Below are 22,932 nucleotides of genomic sequence, written 5' to 3'. Positions count from 1 at the left end.
TGCAGAAGGTCGGCTCGGTGCCCGAAACAAACGAAACAGCAAACCAATGAAGGGGTCAGTTCTTCAGTTCGCCAAAGGGGTCAATTCCTGGATTCGTTTGACATCTCAGACGGGGGCCTCCTCAGGCCAGACCCGCGCATCAGCTACCGCGGCAGCGGTTTAGTGACAGTGATGGGGTGGACGCCCCCTCGACGGCATCGATGTGCCAGAATGGTGGTGTTTGACAGCCACCGTAAGAGAGGGAGCATCCACAATGGAAGTTAACACGATCGGGTTGGACCTAGCGAAGAATGTGTTTCAGGCGCATGGAGCCGATGCGGCGGGCGCCATTGTTTTCCGCAAGCAACTGCGACGCGACAAGGTGCTTGCATTTCTCGCTGGGCAGCCGGCCTGCTTGGTCGCCATGGAGGCCTGTTCTGGGGCGCATCACTGGGCGCGCGAGATCGGCAAGCTCGGGCACACCGTTCGTCTGATCCCGCCATCCTATGTGAAGCCTTTCGTGAAGCGGCAGAAGAACGACGCCGCCGATGCCGAGGCGATCTGCGAGGCCGCGCAGCGGCCGACCATGCGCTTTGTCGCCGTGAAGAGTGAGGAGGAGCAGGCGAGTGCGGCCGTATTCCGGGCTCGTGATCTGCTGGTGCGGCAGCGCACCCAGACGATCAACGCCTTGCGCGGCCATCTCGCAGAATATGGACTGGTCGTTGCCCAGGGCCCTTCTCACACCGCCAAGCTGATGGAAAAGGTAGAGGATCCTAAGGGCGATCTGCCAGAAGCAGCCCGCCTGGCCCTCACCATGCTGGTCGATACGCTGAGATCGCTGCAGGAAAGGATCAAGCAGCTCGATGCCGAGATTGCACGGCGTGCCCGAGAGGATGAAGACGTGCGGCGGTTGGCAACAATCCCCGGCGTTGGTCCGATAACGGCAACGGCTCTGGTTGCACTGGCGCCTTGCGCCGCAATCTTCCGAAAGGGGCGCGACTTCGCCGCTTGGCTGGGCCTGACGCCGCTGCAACGCTCAACCGGCGGTAAACAGAAACTCGGTGCAACATCGAAGATGGGCGAGCGTACTTTGCGGCGCCTGCTTATCATCGGAGCGAGCGCTGTCGTGCGTCATGCTCGTCGGCGAGGCATTCGTGAAGGATCGTGGCTTGGGCGCATGCTCGCCCGCAAGCCGCCAATGCTTGTGGTCGTCGCTCTTGCCAACAAGATGGCCCGCATCGTCTGGGCGCTCATGGCAAGAGGTGGGACCTACAGGGCTCCGGCTGTGGCAGCATAGCAGCTCGGTCTGAGGTCGTCGCAGGTGTAGGAAGGTCACACGGAGAGGTATGGCGCGACAGTCGATGAGAGACGGATCGGAAAACCAGTTCAGCACAGAGCGCTTCGAGCGCGCGGTAGTGATATGGATCCGATCGGCGAACTCCCATACGGGCCGGCGGCAAATGGAAGGCCGCATCAGAGGCCGGACAGATGTCAGCACCCGACTACGCGCCGCTATACCGCCTTTCGAAGATTCTTCTTGCGCTCACGGGGGCGTCCACAGATGTGCTGAAGGTTCTGCAAAAAGTTTTGGAGAGAGAACGGCGCCTGCTCTGAGGGGCGAGCGGCCATGGCACGGTGGTGACGTTGCGATCACCGATTCCCGTGGAAGGGGAAGTGCCATGACCAATCGAGACGTTAGACTGAGCAGAGGCGAGTTGAAAGCGTTGCTGTTGTCGGATGAGGACGGCTTTCGCCAGGCATTGCAGAGTGTCGTGCAGGAGGTTCTTGAAGCCGAGATGACGGAGGCGATCGGGGCCGAGAAAGGCGAGCGGACGGCGGAGCGGACGAGTTACCGGTCCGGCTATTACGAGCGCAAGCTGGTGACGCGGGTCGGGGTGCTGGAGCTTCGCGTTCCGCAGGATCGGGCTGGCCGGTTCTCGACGGAGTTGTTTGAGCGCTACCAGCGTTCGGAGAAGGCATTGGTGTCGGCGCTGGTCGAGATGTACGTGCAGGGCGTCTCGACCCGCAAGGTGAAGGCGGTGACGGAGGAATTGTGCGGCCACTCTTTCTCGGCCTCGACGGTGAGCGAGGCGACGATGCGGCTGGATGAGGCGCTCAAGGCGTTCTTCACGCAGCGGCTCGAGGAAAGCTATCCGTATCTCATTTTGGACGCGCGCTACGAGCGGGCTCGCGAGGCGGGCATGATCGCCAGCCAGGCGGTGCTGGTGGCGATCGGCGTGGATTGGGAGGGCCGGCGCCAGGTTCTGGGCGTGGAGCTGGCCAACCGGGAGAGCCATTCGAGCTGGCGCGAGTTCGTGACGGGGCTCAAGAATCGCGGGCTCGCCGGCGTCGAGTTCGTCGTCTCCGACGACCATCCGGGGCTCAGGGCGGCAATCCGCGAAGTGCTGCCCGAGGCGGTCTGGCAGCGCTGCTACGTGCACTTTCTCAGAAACGCGCTCGACTACGTGCCGCGCAAGGTCGACGACGATTGCCTGATGGAGCTCAGATGGTTCTACGACCGGCGCGACCTTGCCGAGGTCAAACGCGACCTGGCGCAGTGGATCGCCAAATGGCAGGCCAAATACCCGAAGCTGGTCAACTGGGTGGAAGATAACATCGAGGAGACGCTGAGCTTCTATCGGCTGCCGCTAGCTCACCACAAGCACATGAAGTCGACGGATGACATCGACAAGCCTGATTTCGACTTTTTCGATTCCTGTTGCGTTTCTTTGTTCGGCTCAGGTGAGCCTGTTTCTTCGTCCCGGCCCACAGGATTTCCCACGCGAGCGTGTCGAGACGCAGTCAAGGCTGGCCGGTGCGATGGCGGCACGGCCGGCTGCGAGGTTTTCCAGGCCACGCCTTGACGGCGTCGAGCACGGCGCCAGTCTGGAGCGGACCGAGGGCGTCGGTCGTGCCGCCAGATTTCCTTGTGCTATATTTGTCCGGCACGGACGACCACGTGGCAAAGAGTGGTGCGAGAGGATGAGAGTGCCGCCACGCAGCCGTTATAGTCGTTCCTCGTTTGTGGCGTCCGTGCGCCGCTTCAGCCCGCGTGACCGCCAATGCCGAACCATTAGCTCGTAGGCACGTTCGGCATTCTCGGCCGCGGCTTTCTCGCTGTTTCGCAACTCCTTCACGTTGTAGGCGTAAGCCGAACCGCGGCGACCGACACCGCGCTCGCCCGGCGCGCCGGCCTTGAGAGCGAGCTGCCTCTGCTTTGCCGCCACCAGCGCCGGGCGAGCCCAGAAGTAGTCCTGCTCCTTTGTCAGCAGATGCCAGATCAGCACGGCGAGCTTGCGGGCGACCGCCACAGCTGCGACCTGATGACCACGCTTGTTACGGATGCGTAGGAAAGAAGGCCCTGAGCGGTCCGGGCGCCTTCGCCGCGGCCCAGGCGGCCTCGACCAGCATGGCGCGGGCATGGGAACGCCCATGTTTGCTGATCCGGCCATATTGCGCCAAGCCAAGACCGGATTGGCGCACACGCGGATTGAGGCCGAAGTAGCTCACCAGCTTCTGCGGCTCGCGGAACCGCCGGATGTCGCCGACCGCGGCGATGATACCGCTCGCGACGATGACATTGACGCCGGTGATCGTCTGAAGCCGCCGGACTTGCGCATCATCAACCGCTTCCCGGGCGATGTCGCGATCGAGGTCAGCCAGATCCTCGGCCAGGCGATCGATCTCGCGGATGTGGCGGGCGATAGCGGCCCGCTCGTCGTCGGGAAGCACCTGCCGCTCGAGCCAGGCGCGACCGCAATTGTTGAACAGATCGGCATGCGGGCACTTCGGCACGAGGTGCGCCTGCAGGATGCCATGCACCTCGTTCTTCACGCGCGTGCGATGCCGAACTACCTGGTTGCGCCGCGCGACGAGGCGGCGAAGCCGCTCGGTCCGCTCATCAGGTACCCAGACCTCCGGCAGAAAGCCGCTGGCATGGAGTTGCGCCAGAACGCCGGCATCAATCTTGTCGGTCTTGATCCTGGCATGAGCGATCGCCTTCACCTGCATCGGGTTGGCGACAATCACCCGGCCGACATAGGGCGACAGAACCCGCACCACCGCCATGGCGTTGCCCGTAGCCTCGACGACAACCTCATCAGTCCGTCGCAAACTGCGGCCGAACCCTTCCATCCCGAGCGGGTCATGTCGACCCGTCCGTGATGGCGCAGCCGGCCGTCTTCCCAAACCACCACCTCCGCAAAGGTGCGGTGGATGTCCATTCCAATCACACGTCTCATCGGCTCCCTCTCCTCAAACAGTCGGGAGCCGGCGGGCGACGCGACACCTACGGATCCGCGCTCTCGGCGCAACCGGGCAGGTCGCAGGGGCGGCCAGCTACTAACGCGAGCTCGCAGCTCATCGAATACATCGGCCTGCCCGCACTTGGCGTGCTCCCGGTGCCCCTGTCCCGGATGGTCGCACCATACGCCGAAAATCGCTCATCTCCAGCGGGGATCGGATGGCACCGTCATGATCATACCGGTTACGAACATGCTGGAGCGGCTGAACCAGGAGATCAAGCGGCGCACCCTGGTCGTTCGCATCTTCCCCAGCCCGCGGAGCTGCCTGCGGCTGGTTCGGGCATTGGCGGTGGAGATCCACGAGAACTGGCTCGAGGCGACCCGCTACCTCAACATGGATCATCTGCGCGAGCACAAGAAGGAGAGCCTGAGGGCCTTGGCCGCCTGAGCACCGTCATGTGTCCGCGCTCCGCTAAACACGGGGGCTGCGCGGCGGACACGCCGACGTCACCGCAATGCCACGCCATTTTGCAGAACTTGACGCACACAACTGGTTTAGTTCAATCAAAGCCTTCCGAGTTCTTCACGGACGACGACTTCACTCGATGCCGCTACCTGACGGTCTGAACCGCGTTGGATGTCGAAACGCGTCCATGGGTAGCAATTCGTCCAACTTCGGCGTGAGAGTCCGGCTGCCGCGATCACGAATTCCGCGAACTTCGGCCTAGCCTCATTCGACGCGACGAAGCCGCCGATCCACAACCAATGACATCAGGATGCCTTTAATGACAACGAGAAAGCGCGGCTTCATGATTGGCGGCTCTGGTCGATGGACAGTCCGCTGCACCGTCAACCGGCGTTCCCTACGTCGCCGAATTCGTTCTCCACTCATCGTGATTGTCCATTCCACTGCCGTCGTCTCCTCTCCAAAAAGCGACGGTGATGGACTGAGCAGGCCTGACAACCCGTGTCCAACCCCAGAAAAGTTTCCACTCGTCCTTACGGGCGCGATACAAAGGGCACGGGCTGGACTTGGCTGCCGGGGGCGGGGCTTGTCGACCGCTCGATCGAAAGTGAGAGACGAGGAGGAGAATCACCGACCTGCAGAGCGGCAAGGCGCTCGCCTACCTCCCTGTCAGTCACCGTTAGCCGATGGTTTAGACGAAGATAGTCCGTCCATGTCGGCGTGCGGAATGTCTCGGTCCAAAGAGTCGAGTTCTGAAGATCGCGCTGGAGGGTCCAGTCCCGCGCACCGGCACGGCTCTGAACGCGCCGCCTTTCGCGCATGCAGCTCAGAAATTCCTCGATATTCTCCTCGGGTATCGAGTACTCCACCTTGATCACGATCGGGCCGCTCCTGGGCTTCAAATCGAGGGCCAGTTCTGGTGGCCTGAAGTCGAAGGCCCCTTGATCCGATTCCTCCCATAGCCGTACCGGCAATAGCTTTCCCACGGCTGCAACCAGCAACAGCGCCGCTGCAGCACCTTCCAAAGCCCACGTCAGGGAATAGTACTGCGCGACAGCACCCCAGATCCAGCTGCCCGCTGCCATGCCGCCGTAGGTCAGGGCGTAATAGATCGACAGGGTGCGACCAACGACCCACCTTGGGCTTGCCAACTGCACACACACGTCGGTTCCGGTCCAGGTGACAACCCAGCCTGCGCCAGCGATTGCAAGCGCGATCGCTGCTACAGCCACCGATGATGTGAGAGCCAGTAAAAGGCAACACGTTGCGCAAGCAACGGATGCGAGCGTGATCAATCGATTTTGGGACGTGATGCGTCGCAAGTAGCTATTGCCAATGCCCGCGATGAAGGCGCCTGTGCCGAAGCCGGCTAACAGGACGCCGTAAACAATTGGCCCCCCCGCCAGTTGGTCGCGAACCACGAGGGGGAGCAGAGCAAGGATCGAGATGCTTGACAGCCCGAACAGGGTTGCGCGCACGATCGCCACTCTGATCTCCGAGGAGATTGCCGTGAAGCGCATGCCATCATGAATGGCCGTCGTCATCCGCTCGCGCGGAAGAGGCGAAGAGCGAACTTGCCACTTGGAGCGCAGCACAGCGCTCAACGGGACCAGGTCGGTCAGCGCAGCGAAGGCGAAAGCCGTAAGGGGGCCCAGCAAAGCCAAAATTACACCGCCCAGCGCCGGTCCTATGCTCCGAACCACGTTGTACCCCACCGACATCAGCGTCACTGCAGCGGGTATGTCGCGCTTTTCCAGGATGTCGCCGACCGAGGCGTGCCAGGCTGGATCATTCAATGCAAAGCCGCATCCCGCCAAGAAGCTCAGTCCCAAGATCAGCCATGGACTGACAAAGCCGAGTCCAACAGAGAGAGCCAGCGCCGTGGATGCCAGTGCGATCAGGCAATGTCCGGCAAGCATCACGCCGCGGCGGCTGAAGCTGTCTGCAATCGCTCCAGCAAGGATCGACAAGAAGAAGGCGGGCAGTGTCGATGCAGCCTGCACGAGCGCAACCATCAGATCGGAGGCTGAAATCGTTGCCATAAGCCAGCTTATAGCCACGCTCTGCACCAGCCAGCCAAGGCTGGATATCTGCGTGGCTCTCCAGATCGAACGAAAGACCGGGTTCCGAAGCGGGGCAAGCGCCGCTGGAACGGCCGGATGAGACTCTACGCGCTGCATACGTTTTTTTACCTTCCGCCCCGATTGTTTAATTCGCAGTTGCCGCTACCTGCCTTTTTGCCTTGCGATGTTGAGAATGGGGCGAGCATCCAGGCATGACCAGCACGCGCTTCCTATTTGAAGCTACCACTCGGGTGCCGAGCCAAATCGGTTGAAGCCCCCAGGGGTCCAATGTGACTATGACTCTCAGCAAAAAATAGAACGCCCAGCAGGAGCCGGAGCTCGCTGCTGGGCGGGTGCGCCGGGAGGTGGCGTACTTAGGAATCCTTGTTACCTTGTATGATGGCGCCACAATTGTAGCGCATTCAATCGACCGATCTACGCGAATGACGGTCCATCAACGCAGGAGTTCGGCGTGGGGGCGCCGCACGTGCATAAAATCAGACGGCCGAGCGCCATTATGCGCGTGCGGGACATCGTCGGTAGTGCGGCTCCAGATGCGGCCCGGGGGCGAGATCGGTCCGGAAGGGGGTAAAGATTGCTAGCGCGCGCAAGGCCACAACCGTGTCGTTTCAGAACCGAGCGTCGATGAAGTGTGCCAGTTGGGCACCCAACTCATAGTAGTTTTCCTTGAGCGCACGGAAAGCCGGGGTTTCCGGGGTAGTGACGGGAAGTGGCAGATCCGCGTCTCCGACATTCCCGAGAATATGGTCGGCCAGCACACGCCCAAAGACCGTGCCTGGCGAAATTCCACGGCCATTATAGCCGCAGATGCTGACTACATTCGATGCGAAGCGGTGAAAACGAGGCAGGTGGTTACTTGTTGTCCCAATCATGCCATACTACTCGGCTTCGAATTCAACTGCACCGATCTGCGGAAAGAGCTTGCGAATGGCACGCGTAGCCCATGCTCGGTGGATCCTGGCACCCGTACCCCCGAGCGCGCCGATACTGCCGAAAACTAACCCTCTTGGTCCAGCCGAAACGAACTCAAGATCTTCTTCGTATCCCAGCAGCCCTCGCGGTTGGGCAGAATCGACTTCTGTAGTCTGTCCGAAAGCGGCCGTGTTGCCACATTGAAATAAGGAAGATGTATCTGCTCATGCCTAAGCTCTTGCCAGGGCGCTTTAGTGTAAGCGTCCGTCGCAACTACAATCCAGTCGGCCTCGACCGATCCGCTTGCTGTGCGCACCGTCCACTTACCGTTTGATCGCTGGGTGCCGGTGACCCCACTTGAACTATATACCTTGGCTCCTGCGGAGATAGCAGCGCGTGCAAGTCCTCGCACATAACCGAGTGGCTGGATAGTTCCCGCGCGCAGGTCGAGAAGTGAGCCGGAATAGGCTGTTGTACCAATACGTGCCGCCGTCTCCTCTGCATTGAGGAGCTTCACGGGCGCGCCCCGTTTCTGCCACTGCCGGTCACGTTCCCGGAGCTCATTTAGCCCCGCTTCCCCGACCGCGCAATGAAAATGAAGCGTACCGTTCCTCACTGCCTGGCAGTCGATGGCATGCTTGTCGATCAGAGACCAACTTCGGCAGGCCCATTACCGAGAAGTTGGACGACCTGTTCACCGAAAGGTGCCGCTAGACTTAGACTAAGACTAGATTTCACATCCTCCGGCTTCATCCATAGGCCGGCATTGACTAAGCCAGCTGCGAGGCGCCAAAGCCAATCTCCACCGCCTCAAGCACGCTGACCTTTACACCGGCTTGCGCCAGGTGCAATGCCGTCGAAGGTCCTGTGTATCCGGCGCCAACTACGACTACATCTTGCTTATGGGCGCATTGGAGAATGCTTGTATGTGGAGCCTCTGGCGCGGTTCGCTCCCAGAGTCCATGGGAACGACTGTTATTCAGCATTTGCATCCTTTCATACTCTCATTCACACGGATTCCCTTGGCGGCAAAACGCTACGTGATGGCGATTTGTGGTTCGTCGCGGAGCGATGCGCGAGGGGGCACTGGATCGTCCAACCCACTAGTTCGGCGGCATCAAGAAATTTCGCGCGGAGTCACAGAGGAGGGGCACTTCTCGCTGTAGAAGGCGAAATCGTCGGCCGCCGTCCAGCCCGGCGCGCTCAGCATGTTGTCCTGCCCCAAAAGGCCGGCACCGGTTCGGCGGATGATCTCTACCATGTCCGGGTCGTTGATAACCGGTGGTTCGCCACGCCTCAGGTCCACCTCGGCACTGGCGTTGTGGCTTGAAGCCACGCCTTGTACAATCTGACGCAGCCTTTTCCAAGCATGCTGGCGGGTCGCTTCATGCCCGCTGCGGATCGTGACCTTAAGCCTGGCCTCGGCGGCGATCACATTGTAGGCGCCGCCGCCTTCGATGCCAGTGATGGAGACGACCAGCGGGTCATACGGATCGATCTCGCGCGACACGATTTTCTGCAGCTCCGTCACCATGGAGCAGGCGACGGCGATGGCGTCGACGCCTTCGGACGGTCTTGCGGCGTGCGCGGAATTCCCGGTGACGGTGATGTCGAAAATATCGCACGCAAGCGTATACGGCCCCGCGCCGACCGCGATCTTACCGGTCGCGGTATAAGGATCGGCATGGATGCCGATCGCCGCGTCGACGTCGTCCAGCAGCCCTACTTCGACGACCCGGCGGCCGCCGAGCGGCTCCGCCTCCTCGGCGGGCTGGAAGATAATGCGAACGGTGCCGCCGAACGATTGCTTCTGGCGCTCCAGGAGAACGCTGGCGGCGTAGCCCATTACGGCGTGAGCGTCATGGCCGCAGGCATGCATGATGCCGGGACGCTCGGAGCTGAACGGCGCGCCCGAGGCTTCCGTGATCGGAAGCGCGTCGATGTCGGCGCGGATGACGACCTTGCGGTTCGAGGGACCGGCCGCACCGACCACATCGATAGGCCTGCGTCTCGCTCTCTTCGTTCGAGAGCTCCGGTTTGCGGTGGAGGTGGCGGCGGATCTCGATCATCCGGCGTTCCAGCGCGAGATCCATCAATCCACTGCCGGTTTCAGCGTTTGACATGGATCTCTCGCGGGAAGCTGGTCAGCGTTTTGCAGCCGTCGGCGGTGACTAGGATCGTTTCGCTCACTTCAATCCCCCATCCGTCCATCCACATGCCGAGGATGGAATGAAGGACGTTGCCCGGCTTCAGGATTGTCTTGTCGCCCTGGCGCAGGCTGATCGTGTGTTCGCCCCAGTCCGGTGGATAGGCGGCGCCGATCGAATAGCCGATGCGGGACTCCTTCTTCAGGCCGTAGCGCTGGATAACCTTCCGCCAGCTCGCCTCGACGTCTTCCGCCAAGACGCCAGGCCTGATCGTCTCAAGCACAGCCTCCATGCCTTCGAGCACGGCCTTGCCGGTGTCGCTGACCTTGGAGGGCATGGCGCCCAGCTGAAGCGTCCTCGCCAGACCGGCGGCATATCGGCGGACCACACCGGCGAGTTCGAGCGCGATGGTTTCGTTGTCGCCAAAGCGGCGGTCGCTCCACATGATATGCGGCGCCGAGGCATTTTCGCCACCCAGTATGGTCGGCGGCAGGGCGGTGATGTCGCCAGCGAAATCCGGCGAGCCAGCTATCTGGGCGGCCTGGATTTTCGCGATGGCGTCGCACTCGCGCACGCCTGGCGCAATTACCTCATAGGCCGCGGTGACCGCCGCCTCGGCAAGGCGCGAGGCTTTGCGGAGGTAGCCGATCTCGGCGTCCGACTTGACGCTGCGGATCCAGTTCACCAGAAGGTCGGCGTCGTGGAAGATTGCATTGGGTAGGCCCGCGGTCAGCCGCGCATGCGCCTTTGGGGAATAGTAGTAGGCCTCAAGCTCGATGCCGATATTGCAGCGCCCCCAGCCCTTCCTTTCGATCCAGGCGGCAATCCAGCCCATCGGATGACGGTCGGGGCGCTGGACATGATCTTCGGGAAAGCCGACGACGTTCTCGGGCTTCATCCAAGCCGTCAGCAGCCCGCCGGCAGCATCCATGGCGCGACCGATCCAGACCGGCTCCTCGTCAGCGAGCGGCACCAGGACCATTTGCGGCGTGTAGAATGACCAGCCGTCATAACCGGTGATGTAGTGCTGGTTGGCGACGTCGTTGACGACGAGAAGATCGAGACCGCGTCGTGCCATCTCCGTCCGAATGGCGGAAAGCCTGTTCCGGTATTCGTCCGGTAGGAAGGGTAATAGTATCATATCGAAGTCATCCTACTCTATGGCGTCCGAGTGTCTTCACCTAGCGCCAGTGCAAGCGGGCGGGGCCGACCCGGTTTGCAATGGGATAATCGACAAGAGCTGATCGAACCTCTTCGAACACCCTTCCCCGACTGGTATGCTGAGGCCGTTCAGCAAAGGAGCGCCATACCCGATCTTCAGAGAACAACGTGGTGCTCTGCTAGTGGCAGTTAGGCAGTCCCTCGTTACTTAGCCTCCGATCGACTTGTCGGGTTCTAATTTCTTCCGGCCGGCTCGACCGCATTTTTTTTCGTTGGTAAACTGGTAATCGTGATTGATGCGGCGCGCATCCGTAGGACTCGCGGTACGCTTTTGAGAAATGCGATGCCGAGACAAAGCCGCAAGCCATCGCTATCTCAACGACTGGCAGGCGCGAGCTGATGAGTAGCAGGTGCGCACGTTCCAGACGAAGATCCAAATAATAGCGGCTTGGAGAACATCCCAGTTCCCGCCTAAACAACCGCTCGATTTGACGGCGGGATAGGCCGGCTGACCCCACAAGCTCGTCCAATAGCAATGGCTCCGTGAGGTTTGCCTCCATGTCCTCAATTACTTTGATGACCGCCTGATGGTTTAATTGCACTCGAGAATGAAGAGGTAGACGTTGGCGGTCACCCGCTGAACGGATCCTACACGCGATAGCTTTCTCGCAAATACGATTGACGACTGTCGTCCCATGGTGGCGGTCAACCAAAGCCAGAAACATGTCGAATGGGGCGTCCCCCCCGGCGCAAGTGGATAGGTCCCCGTCCCGCTCAAAGGCGGTTTGAGTGGCTACCACACCTGGGAACCGTTCAGAAAATATGGGAAATTGCTCCCAGTGAACCGCGCAACGCCGCCCTTCTGCAAGCCCCGCCCGAGCAAGCACGATCGTACCGCTACCTATGCCTACGAGGCTGCCGCGGCGGTTGCGACACTCTCGTAGCCAGGCATCAAGCTGTTTGTGCGGACTAGGAGCATTGCGGCCCCCGACGACCACGACAGCCGGTGCTGAGATCGATCGACGATTTCTTTCACGTTCGAAGGACAACGAAGAATCGGCGCAAATGAACAGCCCACAACTCGAGGTCTCAGGTTGCCCGTCGTCCGAAATGACCTGCCAGCTATACACGTCCCGCCCTAATACCTCGTTGGCGAGCCTCAGCGCTTCTACTGCCGACGAGAAGGCCTGGAGCGAAAAGGCCGGCAGAAGGTAAAAGCAAAAATTTCGGCACGTGGATTGTGAGTCTAGCATCCCGGGGGTTCCTTTCCCGTATTCGACAGCATTCTAGCAAAAGCCTGCTGCCTGCCGGTCCGAGGCGATCGCCGGGGTTCCGAGCGAGGCTTTGGGCGCTTTCGGCGCCGGCCCGCTGCGGTCGGCGGCCCATGATCCTCCCGATAACTGTCACTCGATCTGCCCAATCACGTCGTCACTCGGTGAACCGCTCGCCGATGAAGGCGCCAACATTGTCCGGGCCCAGGCGTTCGATCAGCTGATCAAGTTCCTCGGCCGGCCGCGCTGAAAATTCGCGTTCGGACTCGCCTGGGTTCGCGCCCCAGTAGTGATGTGGAACACCGGTGTGAACGATCTGCGGGAGCGGCAGGTCCATGTGGTCATGGTAGAAGCTCATGCCGGTCATCGAGCCGGAGACGACGCTGCAACCGTGATAGCCGCGTTCACGCGAGATGATCTTCTTCTTGGTCGGCTTGCCGCGAAGATTATTATAATACCAGACAAGCCTGGCCTGGGTCTCGTTGGCGTCCGAGCCGGACATGCCGTAGAACACTTTGCTCATCTTGCCAGGCGCCATCTTCACGAGGCGATCGGAGAGGATCGCGAGCTCGTCTGTCGTGTGCGCCGCGTAAGAGTGATAATAAGCTAGGCGATAGGCCTGACGCGAGATCGCTTCTGCCACTTCGGTGCGGCCATAGCCGACATTGACGCAGTAGAGGCCGGCAAAACCGTCGATAAATTTGTTGCCATGTGCATCCTGAATGGGGATGCCCCGCCCGGTCTCGACGATCGTTGGCTCGCCAAGCTTGCCGGTGGCAAAGTCCTTGAGCTGTGTGAAAGGATGTAGGACAGCGTTTCTATCCTTCTCGCTAATGTCCCTGATGTTGGTAGTCATAGCGGTTTCCTTTCAGGCTGCGATGTTGCCGATGCACACGTATTTGGGTTCGAGATATTCGGCGAGACCGTGTCTTGAGCCCTCGCGGCCGAGTCCGGATTGCTTCCACCCGCCGAAGGGTATGGGAGCGCCGGTAAATTTCGGGGTGTTGATAGCGACCATGCCGTGATCCAGCTGATCGGTCAGCCGCATGGCGCGGTTGAGGTCCCGCGTATAGACGTATGCCGCGAGACCCATTTCCGAGTTGTTGGCCCGGGCGAGCACTTCCGCCTCGTCGTCGAAAACCATGATTGCCGCCACCGGACCGAAAGTTTCTTTCTTGGCAATCAGCATGTCATCAGAGACGTCGGCGAGGACAGTTGGGGCGACGAAATTGCCCCCAAGTGGACTGTCCTGTCCGCCAACAACTATGCGGGCTCCGGCACAAAGAGCTTCGGAAACCTGTCGCCTGCACTTTTCCGCGACAGATGGTTTGGTCATTGGGCCAATGTCGACACCTGGCACCAATCCGTGCCCGACTTTCAGTTTACTGGTGGCCTTCGCGAATTCTTCCACAAAGCGGTCATAGCTACCCCGCTGGATATAGACCCTATTGGCGGCCAGGCAGTCCTGACCGGATGTGGCGAATTTGGCTGCCATGCATCCAGCCACGGCAGTCTCCAACGGTGCGTCATCGAAAATAATAAAGGGAGCATTGCCGCCAAGCTCAAGTGAAGCCCTCTTCAGGGTTTTTGCGGATTGCTCGAGCAGGATCCGACCGACCTCGGTCGAGCCCGTGAAGGAGAATGCCCGCACATCGCTGTGATCCAACAGCCGTTTTGCGAGCGGGGGAGCCTCTCCCGTAATCACTTGAAACACGCCGGCGGGGACACCTGCGACCTCGGCAAGACGGGCAAGCGCCAGAGCTGACAAGGGCGTTTCCTGGGCGGGCATGACAATCATGGTGCAGCCGGCAGCCAGCGCGGCTCCTGCCTTTCTGGTGATCATCGCCGACGGAAAGTTCCAAGGGGTTATGGCGACCGTTACTCCGACCGGCTGCATCTGCACAGAGAGTCGGCTGCCCGTAAGATGGCTCGGGATAGTCTCGCCATAGGCGCGCTCGCCCTCCGCTGCAAACCAGTCAAGAAAGCTAGCGGCATATGAAATCTCACCGCGCGCTTCGGTCAATGGTTTGCCTTGCTCGGCTGTCATGATCGCGGCAATGTCTTCCGCATTCTCGCGCATACCTGCGGCCCATTTCCGCAGGTATGCGCCCCGTTCCGAAGGAACAACATCGCGCCATCGTTGAAATGCGGTTCTCGCGAAGGTGACTGCAGTGTCCACATCGGACATCTCACAGGCTGCCACCTGAGCCAGTTCCTCGCCAGTAGCCGGGTCCACCACGGAGATTGTTTCAACCTTGGAGAGCCAAGCGCCATTCACATAGGCGCACTTTTGCAGAAGGTCCTGCCGTTTGAGCCTCTTTAATGCGGCGGTTGCTGAACCTTTCATCTGTACCTCCAAATCGAGTGTTCATTTCCGTCAAACTACCCCCTCAACTGCGGTGATTGGCAGCGCGATGTGGGGCTGCCAGGGCGTTCTCCTGCGAATAATGAAAGTTCTGCTGAGTTTTTCTCCGTCTGCTCTCTGTCTTCTTATGGGGGCTCGATCAAGGAAAGAGGCCATTTCTGCCAGTCTACGCGTGGCCGACGACGGTGACGCGTCAAGTCTCCAGACGCAGCGTAGCTGGTAAGTGTAGTCCACCACGCTATTAACCGTGCCTCTTGCGGGGATGTGCCGGCACTTGGGTGGCCGATTGAGCAGTCCTACATTGAGTTGTCCAGCAGGTCGTGCAGCTGCCCGGCGTCCCCCAAGCGAGCTGTGGCATTGCGGAGGGCGTAGTAGTTCGCTCTTGCGCCGCTAAAAATCGGGGGATCGTGTCCGCTGCCAGGGCCTCCGCAGCGGGCCGTTGCCCACGGCCTTTTGCGTAGAGATTTCAACAGTCCCATCTTCAACCAATATCATCACGCTATAGTGAGGCCGGATGCTCGTGTCGCTGTGGGCCGTCCGAGGATGGTCCATTTGTATGCATGATGTGATGGCCTCAGCCAGTTCTCCAGAAGTGCCCCGCTATCAGGGCCGATGCGTTGCTCTCCCGTGGATCGACAACCAAGCTATTGGTCACCATATGTCCGGCGCTGTCCGGCCCTTTGGAGCCAATAACAAGCCACGGTGCGCACCGGACACGTTGCTGAATCTCTTAGAAGACAAATTTAACCTGCGCTCAAAGTCGCAAAAACGCAGCTTTTCTGCGGGCGACCGGCGAGGTCCGCGCGAAATAGTCTTCTGAAGCATGCTAGCTTGTCGACCTGTACGGATGAGCATCGAAAGAATGCTTGGTCCGGTCAGTCAAGCTAGGTGCAGAGGAAGACTACGAAATGGACTATGAGAAGCCCTTCCTGCCTGCGGAGTATCGACGCCGTGTTCATGACGTCAAGACACGAATGGAGCAAGCAGGACTGGACCTGCTAATCTGCCAAGATCCCGCAAGTATGTGCTGGCTGACCGGTTATGACGCCTGGTCCTTCTACACACCTCAAGTGGTCCTACTGCACCTCCAATCGGAAACGCCGATTTGGATCGGACGGCTGGTTGACGTAAACGGTGCTCATGCTACGACGGACCTGCCTGCTGAGAACATCATCAATTTCTCCGATGACCGACTCCATCATGTGGAACTGCATCCATACGACGAAGTCAGCGAAATCATAAAATCACGCGGATGGGGATCTGATCGCATAGGGGTTGAGCTTGATGCGCATTTCTATACTGCGCGTGCACACCAGCACCTTGTTAACGGTCTTCCAAATGCAAAGTTCTCCGACAGCCGCGGACTCGTTAATTGGGCGAGACTCGTTAAATCCGACGCTGAACTCGTCTATATGAGAGAAGCGGGCCAGATTGTCAGCTACACCATGCGTACGGCGATCGAAAATCTAAAGCCGGGAGTCCCGGAGTACGAAATTGTCGCTCAGATTTACGCCTCTCAAACAAGAGGTGTCGACGGAAAATACGGTGACTATACCAGCCTTTGTCCGTTGATTCAGGTTGGCGAAAAAACGAACGCTCCGCACCTCACATGGTCGGATAAACCCTTGCCTTCATCGGGGCTGGTTCAATTGGAAATCGGCGCAGCGAGACGCCATTATCATGCGCCGCTGACGCGCACTATTTACATGGGAAAGCCACCTAATGAGGTCAGGCATCTCGCCAATGCCATAGTGGAAGGTGGCGACGCTGCACTCGAAATGGCGAAGCCCGGTGTAGTCGTCGACGAGATGAATGCCGTCTGGCATAGCGTCCTTAACCGCCATGGGTACATCAAAAAAGGGCGTTCCGGCTACTCAATCGGCATGAATTTTCCGCCGGACTGGGGCGAACGTACGGTGAGCATTCGCGCCGGCGAAAAGACTGCGCTCCAGGCGGGCATGTGCTTCCATTTCCAATCAGGGGTGAGGCTTCCAGCCTTCGGAGCCGCAATATCGGAGTCGTTTGTTGTTACCGAAAAGGGTGGTGAGCGGCTAGCCGATGTCGCCCGCGAGTTGATAGTCGTGGACTAGCACTACTTTGGCAGTTTAAGTTCGACGGCGTCCGCGATCAGCTTCTCACAGTGAGGACATCTGCGGGGTGGCGGCCGCGTGAAGAGGTCGAGAATGGCTTGCCTAACAGCTGGCATGCTCGGTTGTGGCGGTGGTCCGCCGACTCTTTTTTTCCGTCCCGTTGCTTTGAGGCGGCGGGCTTGGAGAAAGGCGTAGGCGATCATGGTCATCAAGGCGTGTCGATGTAATCCAGTCCACGTCGACCTCCCATGAATCACGCAAACTCTCTCTTGGGAATTCCAAAAACTCGCCCGCCGCTAAAAACCTGCCAAAGTAGTGCTAGTCTAGTTTCCGTCCATAGTGTGCTGCAGCAAGCAGAAGGAGGTTCGATGGTGAACTGACAACATGCTGAGAAGCTGCGTGAAAGATGAGGGTAGGCCCCTCGGGATCGGCTTTCAGGAGCGGGTCTCAAACCAGCCCAAGCTGCTGTGGTAGAAGAGCCATGGTGGTTAGCGTTGGGACAAAAGCCGCGGACATAATCCGGGGCAGGTAAGCATCCGGAAGATGAGCGCAAGCAAACCCTTCGATGACGCGTCGTTAGTACTCTTTGATACCACTAAAACCGAGGGCGTGTGGATCTCTCGGGACAAGTCCGTCGGGAGCCTGATGACTGGGCGGACAGTGGACGGCGTATAGGGGGCATGAGCCGGATGCAGGCTTTTGCGCGGAACTGCAGGAACCAGCTTTCTGATGCCAAGGGAGAAGCACAAGCGGCACACCACCGTGAGGCGAGAGTACCGATGCAGGAAGTTGGGGCGGATCGACCCGTAGTAGTGACGAAGGCCCTGTAATGGGGCTGGAGCGAAGGGGTCGGATCAGGTGGTCGTATTTTCGAAGCAACTGGCAACAGGATGACAACGACAGATGCGACAGACAAGCCGTTTATGATCGATAAGCGGCTGGTGTACGAAGCCTACAAAGCGGTCAAATCCAATGGTGGTGCGGCTGGCGTGGACGGGCAGACGATCGAGCAGTTCGAGGCCGACTTGAAGGGGAATCTCTACAAGATCTGGAATCGGATGAGCTCGGGAAGCTATTTTCCGCCACCGGTGCGTGCCGTCCCCATTCCGAAAAGCGACAGCCCCTCCGACCACAAGACGGCGGCAAACTCCGGCCCGATGCCCTTCAGGTCGAGCAGCATCGCCGGTGCCGGCGAGACGACCGGCACGTCAGCAAGCATGGCATCGCGCGCGGCCTCGACAGCCTTGATCTGCTCCAGCAGCAGTTCGAGCCTGTCGAGTTCCCGGCCGACCTGCGCCTGCAGATGTGCCGGCAAGGGTTGGCCGTCGCCGGTCTTGAGCGCCTCCAGTCGCTTGCGCCGGTCGCGGCGCAGCGGCTCATAATCGGATACGCCCTGGGCGAACAGCAGGCCTTTGACGCGGTTGACGTGGCGCACGCGTTCGTTCGTCAAGGCCTTGCGCTCACGCGTGATGCGGCGACGGTCCTCCTCCTCGGGCGCCGGCACCCGGAGCATCGCACACACCCGTGGCTCGCCTCGCTTGTAGGCCAGCAACGCCCGGACCAGCGCCTCACCGTCGATCTTGTCGGTCTTTGCGCGGCGGCGCCGGCGCGAAGTCGCAATCGACGCCGGATCGACGACGTGACTTTCGATCCCTTCGGCCTCCAACACGCGATGGATCCAGAAGCCATCGAGCCCGGCCTCCTGGATCCTGGATCACGATGATCGGAAAGTACTGCCCGGCCCGGGCCTGCGCCTTCCTCTTGAGCTCGGCAAATCGCGCCAGCAGTCCGGCGACGTCGCCGGCCACCACCGAATGCTTCGACATCTTCTCGCCGCCACCTGGCGACAGCGAGGTGATCAACCATTTCGAGCGGCTCAATTCCAATGAGACGAAGATTGCGCCAAGATCGGTACGGATAGCGGTCGGCGCTTCGGATTGGTGAGCTGCAACGGGCATGCTTGCCTCCAGGGTAAGGTGTTGATTCAGCGACCTCACTTTGCCACAGCGCAGGTCGCTATCCACCCTCCTCATAGGATCTGGCTTGGACGGTGCGTTCTTGTCGCATTGTCGGCTCCGGCGGTTGCAGATTGTGGCTTGGAATCAGTGGCATGAAACCAAAGTGTACCTGAAACCGCCGAGCCTTGCCTTCGCAAAATCACGATTTAAGCAATAAGATCAATGGTTTGGCGTTTATGGACGGAAACTAGTCTAGCTGGAAGCTTCTAGTATTTAGATGGCTTTTGCCCACGATCCTTTCATCTCTGATCTGCACCCAGACAGCGTCGACGAAGACAAGCGAAAATCAAATGCAAACCGTACGGTTCTGCTATCGCGCCACCTGCAAGATCGCGTCGGCAACTTCCCACATCAGGTCCGGCGAGACTCATCGACGCCGCAGAGGATTGAGTGCCATAGATCTTCCGGAGGGCTCATGCGCATACACGGGTGGATATCCTTATCGAAATCCGCCAGGTGGCGAGGCGATTCCCAGCCGTCTCGCTCAAGGACCGCAATCGGAGAGACGGTACAGGTACGATCTGGACCTCGGAGACGGGTAGAAGTGTTCGCAATCGCATCAATACTGAGGCTCGTTACCGCCGCGACGCCCGCAGGCGCGATAATTCAGCGCTCAATTCGAGAAATACGCAGAACGGCACCGTTTTTGCGCCCCAATTAGCACCATCTCCGCGAGCTCCGCCACTTAATCTGTATGAACATGACTGACTCAAGATCGTGGGCCGGAAATGCGCGGACGCTACCACAGAGGCTCAAGCTGGCTGACTTGTCGAAACACCTTGGCCCTGCCATCTCCGAGTGAAACCGAACAAGGATACATATGATCACCAATCCGCACTTCCGTCCTCGTGAGGTACCGACTCGCCACCACGAGATTCTCATAGTTGGTGGAGGCATCGCGGGAGCGAGTATTGCCTTTCACCTTGCAAAGAACGGTAAAAAGGACATTGCGCTCTTCGAGCGCAACAGCCTTACGTCCGGCACAACTTGGCATGCGGCGGGTTTGATCATGCAGACGCGCGGCACTCACGCGCTAACGGAGATCGCAAAGTATAATGCAGAACTCTACTCCGCTCTGGAGGCCGAGACCGGGCAAGCCACCGGATTCAAGCGAAATGGCACGCTTGGGGTCGCCAGAACCAAAGAGCGCTTATACGAAACTGCACGCAATGCCTCAATTGCCAAAAGTTTTGGGCTTGAGGCCAATATGATCTCGCCGAGCGAGGCGAAAAAGCTCTATCCAGCCCTCAACGCGTCAATCATCGAAGGTGCAGTCTTTATCCCTGGAGACGGTCAAACCAATCCTGTCGACACATGCATGGCGTTAGCTATTGGCGCCAAGAAGAACGGTGTAAAGATTGTTGAAAACGCTGAAGTCACAGATCTTTGGCGAATACCAACCGGCCAATACCAAGTTCGCACTAGTGGTGGGGTCGTTGAAGCTGAAGTCCTCGTACTCGCGTGTGGACTTTGGACCAGAGACCTTGCCTCCAAGTTAGGTGCACGAATTCCGATCTACGCGGCAGAGCACTTTTATGTAGTGACCGACCCGATGGATTTTGTGACGCCCACCTTACCTGTGCTGCGCGACACGGACGGGCATGTATATCTGAAAGAAGACACAGGAAAGCTCCTGGTGGGCGCCTTCGAGCCTTGGGGCAAACCTTTGCCGATGGGGAAGCTTCCGAAGGAAACGGCTTTCATCGAGCTCTGCGAAGACTGGGAGCACTTTGAACTGCCGATGACCAAGGCGATAGAGATTGTTCCTGATCTCGCGAACGCCGGCATCGCCAAGTTTTTCAATGGTCCTGAAAGCTTCACTCCCGACGTATTGTTCATGATTGGCGAAGTCCCTGGGTTGAAAAATCTTTTCGTTTCGACCGGTTATAATTCAGAGGGTATTGAATACGGCGCGGGAGCAGGGCGAGCTCTGGCAGAGTGGATCATCGCCGGCGAGCCTCAGATGGACATTAGCTTCGTCGATGTCGCCCGATTTCATCCCTTCCAGCTTAATAAGACATATTTACACGATCGCACGGCTGAAGTGTTGGGCCTTCACTACAAGATGCACTGGCCGCGCTACCAACCTGAGACCTCTCGCGGTGTACGCAAAAGCGTACTGCATGACCGGTGGGCGAGGCTTGGAGCTAGCTTTGGCGAAGGCATGGGCTGGGAGCGCCCAATGTGGTTCGCGGGGGAGGGGGGGGCTACCGAGAACGTCTATTCCTACGAGGAGCCAAGTTGGTTTGAATATACCAGTCAAGAGTGTCATGCCGCTCGAAACAATGCGATCCTGTTAGACCAGAGCTCGTTCGGGAAACATCTGGTTCAGGGCCGCGATGCGTGTCGTTTCCTTCAGTGGCTTTGCGCGGGCAATGTAGATGTGCCGGTGGGCAAGCTGGTTTATACCCATATGCTCAATCAAAAAGGCGGAATTGAAACAGATATTACGGTAAACCGTTTGTCGGAGACGGAGTTCCTGATCATTTCGTCGGCGACGGTCCAACCGCGGGATAAAGCTTGGATAACAAGACATATCACAGATGGGTGGAACGTCGCGATCACTGACGCCACGTCTGCCTACGCGGTGCTATCGTTGCAAGGACCGAAGTCGCGCGCGATTCTGTCCCAGGTTACTGATGCGGACCTTGCAAATGCGTCCTTTCCATTCGCAACCAGTCAGGAGATCGATATCGGGTATGCTCGCGTAATAGCCAATAGACTGACTTATGTCGGAGAGCTTGGTTGGGAGCTTCATATCCCAACCGAGATGGCACAGCATGTGTTTGATGTTGTTTGGGAGGCCGGCCAAGCGTATGGCCTCCAGGCTGCAGGATACCACGCCCTTGAACATCTACGGTCCGAGCGCGCTTACCGAGAATACCAGCTCGATCTCACGCCAGTCGATACGTTGCTTGAAGCGGGATTGGGATTTACAGTTGACTGGAATAAAGAATTCATCGGAAAGGAGGCGTTGATTTCTCAGAAAAATGCCGGGCCGCTAAAAAAACGGTTGGTATCATTCAAGCTTCGAGATCCGAAACCTGTTCTCTTTCATGAAGAGCTTATCCGCTGCGACGGGAGGATTGTCGGGTATATTTCGTCTGGCGTTAAGAGCTTTACAATCGGAACGTCAGTTGGAATGGGATATGTAAACCATCCCGCCGGTGTCACGAAGGACTTGATCGAAAACAGTCGGTGGGAAATCGAGATCGCCGGCAAACTCTACGAATCCGACGCGTCGCTCCGGGCGTTTTTCGATCCAAATGGGGAGCGGGCTAAGCAATAGGTTGTGCGCCACTGTGGAGGCGGGAGGGAATCGTTCTTTCCGTTGGATTAGAAGGAGTCTAGTCCCGAGCTCGAATTCGCGCAGGCGCTCAGCGACGAAGGCCGACGTGCGATGGACGTCGAAGTCCAGTTCAGGATCCGCATGAATCTCGCGGCGCCAAGCAACGATTTCTGGGAGGAGGTCCGCGAACCAATTAAGAATCGGCATGGAAGCTTTCCTTTCTTGCGGACGGGGTTGAATGCTGTCCCATCCGCGATCCCCGAGGAGGAAATTTGAACGCTGACCGCCGCGTCCTCATTGCTGTTATGGATCGAGCGCCTCACGCTGGCCACCACCGACATGCTTGACCCTGAGAGGGTGGTGGTCGCCAGCGACGCCCGCCTTCTCGAGTCCGTTGCGCATCATCTCGACATCCGCGGCGGCATAGCGGTGGGTCGTGGCGACCTGTGCGTGCCCGAGCCAGGCTTGGATCGTCAAAAGGTCCACGCCGGACTGGAGAAGCTTCATGGCCAGGGAGTGCCGGAAGATGTGCGGCGATATGGGCTTGTCGGCCAAGGCCGGCCTGATGGTCTCGGCCTCGGCGGCCGCATGTCATACGATATGGGTCGCTCCGAAACGAGTCAGGCGCTCGTTGCGGGCGACGACGAATATCGGTCGCGGCTCGTGATGGGCGATCCCGCGCTCGCTCAACAAAGTTGTCAGCGATCGCGCCAGGTCCTTAGGAATGGGGACGACGCGGTCTCTGCGCCCTTTGCCGCGCAGCAGCACTTGCGGGTGCGGGCGCTCCAACTGAAGGTCGTTTACGTTAACGCCGGTGGCTTCGGAGACCCGGGCGCCGGTCCGTGCCAAGAAGAGCAGAAAGGCGCGGTCGCGCCGACCACGGGGCGTCTTTGGATCAGGCGCCGC

The 22,932-nt window shown here is 59.2% G+C and carries 8 protein-coding genes and 9 pseudogenes; 6 read left to right on the top strand and 11 right to left on the bottom strand.

Annotation, left to right across the window (positions count from 1 at the left end):
• Positions 1-253 precede the first annotated feature (253 nt).
• The gene (locus NKI79_RS31545) at positions 254-1,276 is read left to right on the top strand and encodes an IS110 family RNA-guided transposase (protein WP_352807081.1); all 1,023 of its coding nucleotides are present in this window, start codon (positions 254-256) and stop codon (positions 1,274-1,276) included.
• 382 nt (positions 1,277-1,658) lie between these two features.
• Positions 1,659-2,672 (top strand): annotated as a pseudogene (locus NKI79_RS31540) (IS256 family transposase); the annotation flags it as partial.
• 312 nt (positions 2,673-2,984) lie between these two features.
• Here NKI79_RS31540 and NKI79_RS31535 read toward each other — a convergent pair.
• Positions 2,985-4,202: pseudogene (locus tag NKI79_RS31535) on the bottom strand (IS110 family RNA-guided transposase).
• A gap of 265 nt (positions 4,203-4,467) precedes the next feature.
• Here NKI79_RS31535 and NKI79_RS31530 point away from each other — a divergent pair.
• Positions 4,468-4,671, top strand: a pseudogene (locus tag NKI79_RS31530) (transposase); the annotation flags it as partial.
• Positions 4,672-5,222: 551 nt separating this feature from the next.
• Here NKI79_RS31530 and NKI79_RS31525 read toward each other — a convergent pair.
• The 7 genes and pseudogenes from NKI79_RS31525 to NKI79_RS31495 all read right to left on the bottom strand — a co-directional run bounded on the left by NKI79_RS31525 (position 5,223) and on the right by NKI79_RS31495 (position 14,611).
• Entirely contained in the window at positions 5,223-6,869 is a 1,647-nt protein-coding gene (locus tag NKI79_RS31525; protein WP_352807078.1) for an MFS transporter, read from the bottom strand.
• A gap of 512 nt (positions 6,870-7,381) precedes the next feature.
• Positions 7,382-8,671: pseudogene (locus NKI79_RS31520) on the bottom strand (NAD(P)/FAD-dependent oxidoreductase).
• Positions 8,672-8,802: 131 nt separating this feature from the next.
• Positions 8,803-9,678, bottom strand: a complete 876-nt coding sequence (locus tag NKI79_RS31515) for a M20 metallopeptidase family protein (protein ID WP_352807075.1) — start codon at positions 9,676-9,678, stop codon at positions 8,803-8,805.
• A 116-nt stretch (positions 9,679-9,794) separates the two neighbouring features.
• On the bottom strand, positions 9,795-10,973 hold the full coding sequence (locus NKI79_RS31510; RefSeq protein WP_352807072.1) for a M24 family metallopeptidase: 1,179 nt from the start codon (positions 10,971-10,973) through the stop codon (positions 9,795-9,797).
• Positions 10,974-11,172: 199 nt separating this feature from the next.
• Positions 11,173-12,246 carry a GlxA family transcriptional regulator gene (locus NKI79_RS31505; RefSeq protein WP_352807069.1) on the bottom strand — a complete coding sequence of 358 codons (1,074 nt, stop codon included), beginning with the start codon at positions 12,244-12,246 and terminating at the stop codon, positions 11,173-11,175.
• Positions 12,247-12,436: 190 nt separating this feature from the next.
• Positions 12,437-13,120 (bottom strand): annotated as a pseudogene (locus tag NKI79_RS31500) (aminotransferase class III-fold pyridoxal phosphate-dependent enzyme); the annotation flags it as partial.
• Between the two features lie 12 nt (positions 13,121-13,132).
• Positions 13,133-14,611, bottom strand: a complete 1,479-nt coding sequence (locus NKI79_RS31495) for an NAD-dependent succinate-semialdehyde dehydrogenase (protein WP_352807066.1) — start codon at positions 14,609-14,611, stop codon at positions 13,133-13,135.
• Between the two features lie 926 nt (positions 14,612-15,537).
• On the opposite strand from NKI79_RS31495, the gene NKI79_RS31490 reads away from it, so the two are divergent.
• On the top strand, positions 15,538-16,719 hold the full coding sequence (locus NKI79_RS31490; protein ID WP_352807063.1) for a M24 family metallopeptidase: 1,182 nt from the start codon (positions 15,538-15,540) through the stop codon (positions 16,717-16,719).
• Positions 16,720-16,821: 102 nt separating this feature from the next.
• Here NKI79_RS31490 and NKI79_RS33390 read toward each other — a convergent pair.
• Positions 16,822-16,967 (bottom strand): annotated as a pseudogene (locus NKI79_RS33390) (IS701 family transposase); the annotation flags it as partial.
• Between the two features lie 642 nt (positions 16,968-17,609).
• Between NKI79_RS33390 and NKI79_RS31485 the strand changes: the two are divergent.
• Positions 17,610-17,831: pseudogene (locus NKI79_RS31485) on the top strand (group II intron reverse transcriptase/maturase); the annotation flags it as partial.
• 5 nt (positions 17,832-17,836) lie between these two features.
• On the opposite strand, the pseudogene NKI79_RS31480 reads toward NKI79_RS31485, so the two are convergent.
• Positions 17,837-18,677 (bottom strand): annotated as a pseudogene (locus NKI79_RS31480) (IS110 family transposase); the annotation flags it as partial.
• 880 nt (positions 18,678-19,557) lie between these two features.
• Here NKI79_RS31480 and NKI79_RS31470 point away from each other — a divergent pair.
• Positions 19,558-22,026, top strand: coding sequence for a GcvT family protein (locus NKI79_RS31470; RefSeq protein WP_352807062.1), 2,469 nt, complete (start codon positions 19,558-19,560; stop codon positions 22,024-22,026).
• 303 nt (positions 22,027-22,329) lie between these two features.
• Here NKI79_RS31470 and NKI79_RS31460 read toward each other — a convergent pair.
• Positions 22,330-22,875 (bottom strand): annotated as a pseudogene (locus NKI79_RS31460) (tyrosine-type recombinase/integrase).
• Positions 22,876-22,932: the final 57 nt, after the last annotated feature.

Source organism: Mesorhizobium sp. M0340, from assembly GCF_040321535.1.
Taxonomy (GTDB): domain Bacteria; phylum Pseudomonadota; class Alphaproteobacteria; order Rhizobiales; family Rhizobiaceae; genus Mesorhizobium.
This window is presented reverse-complemented; position numbering and strand designations above follow the sequence as displayed.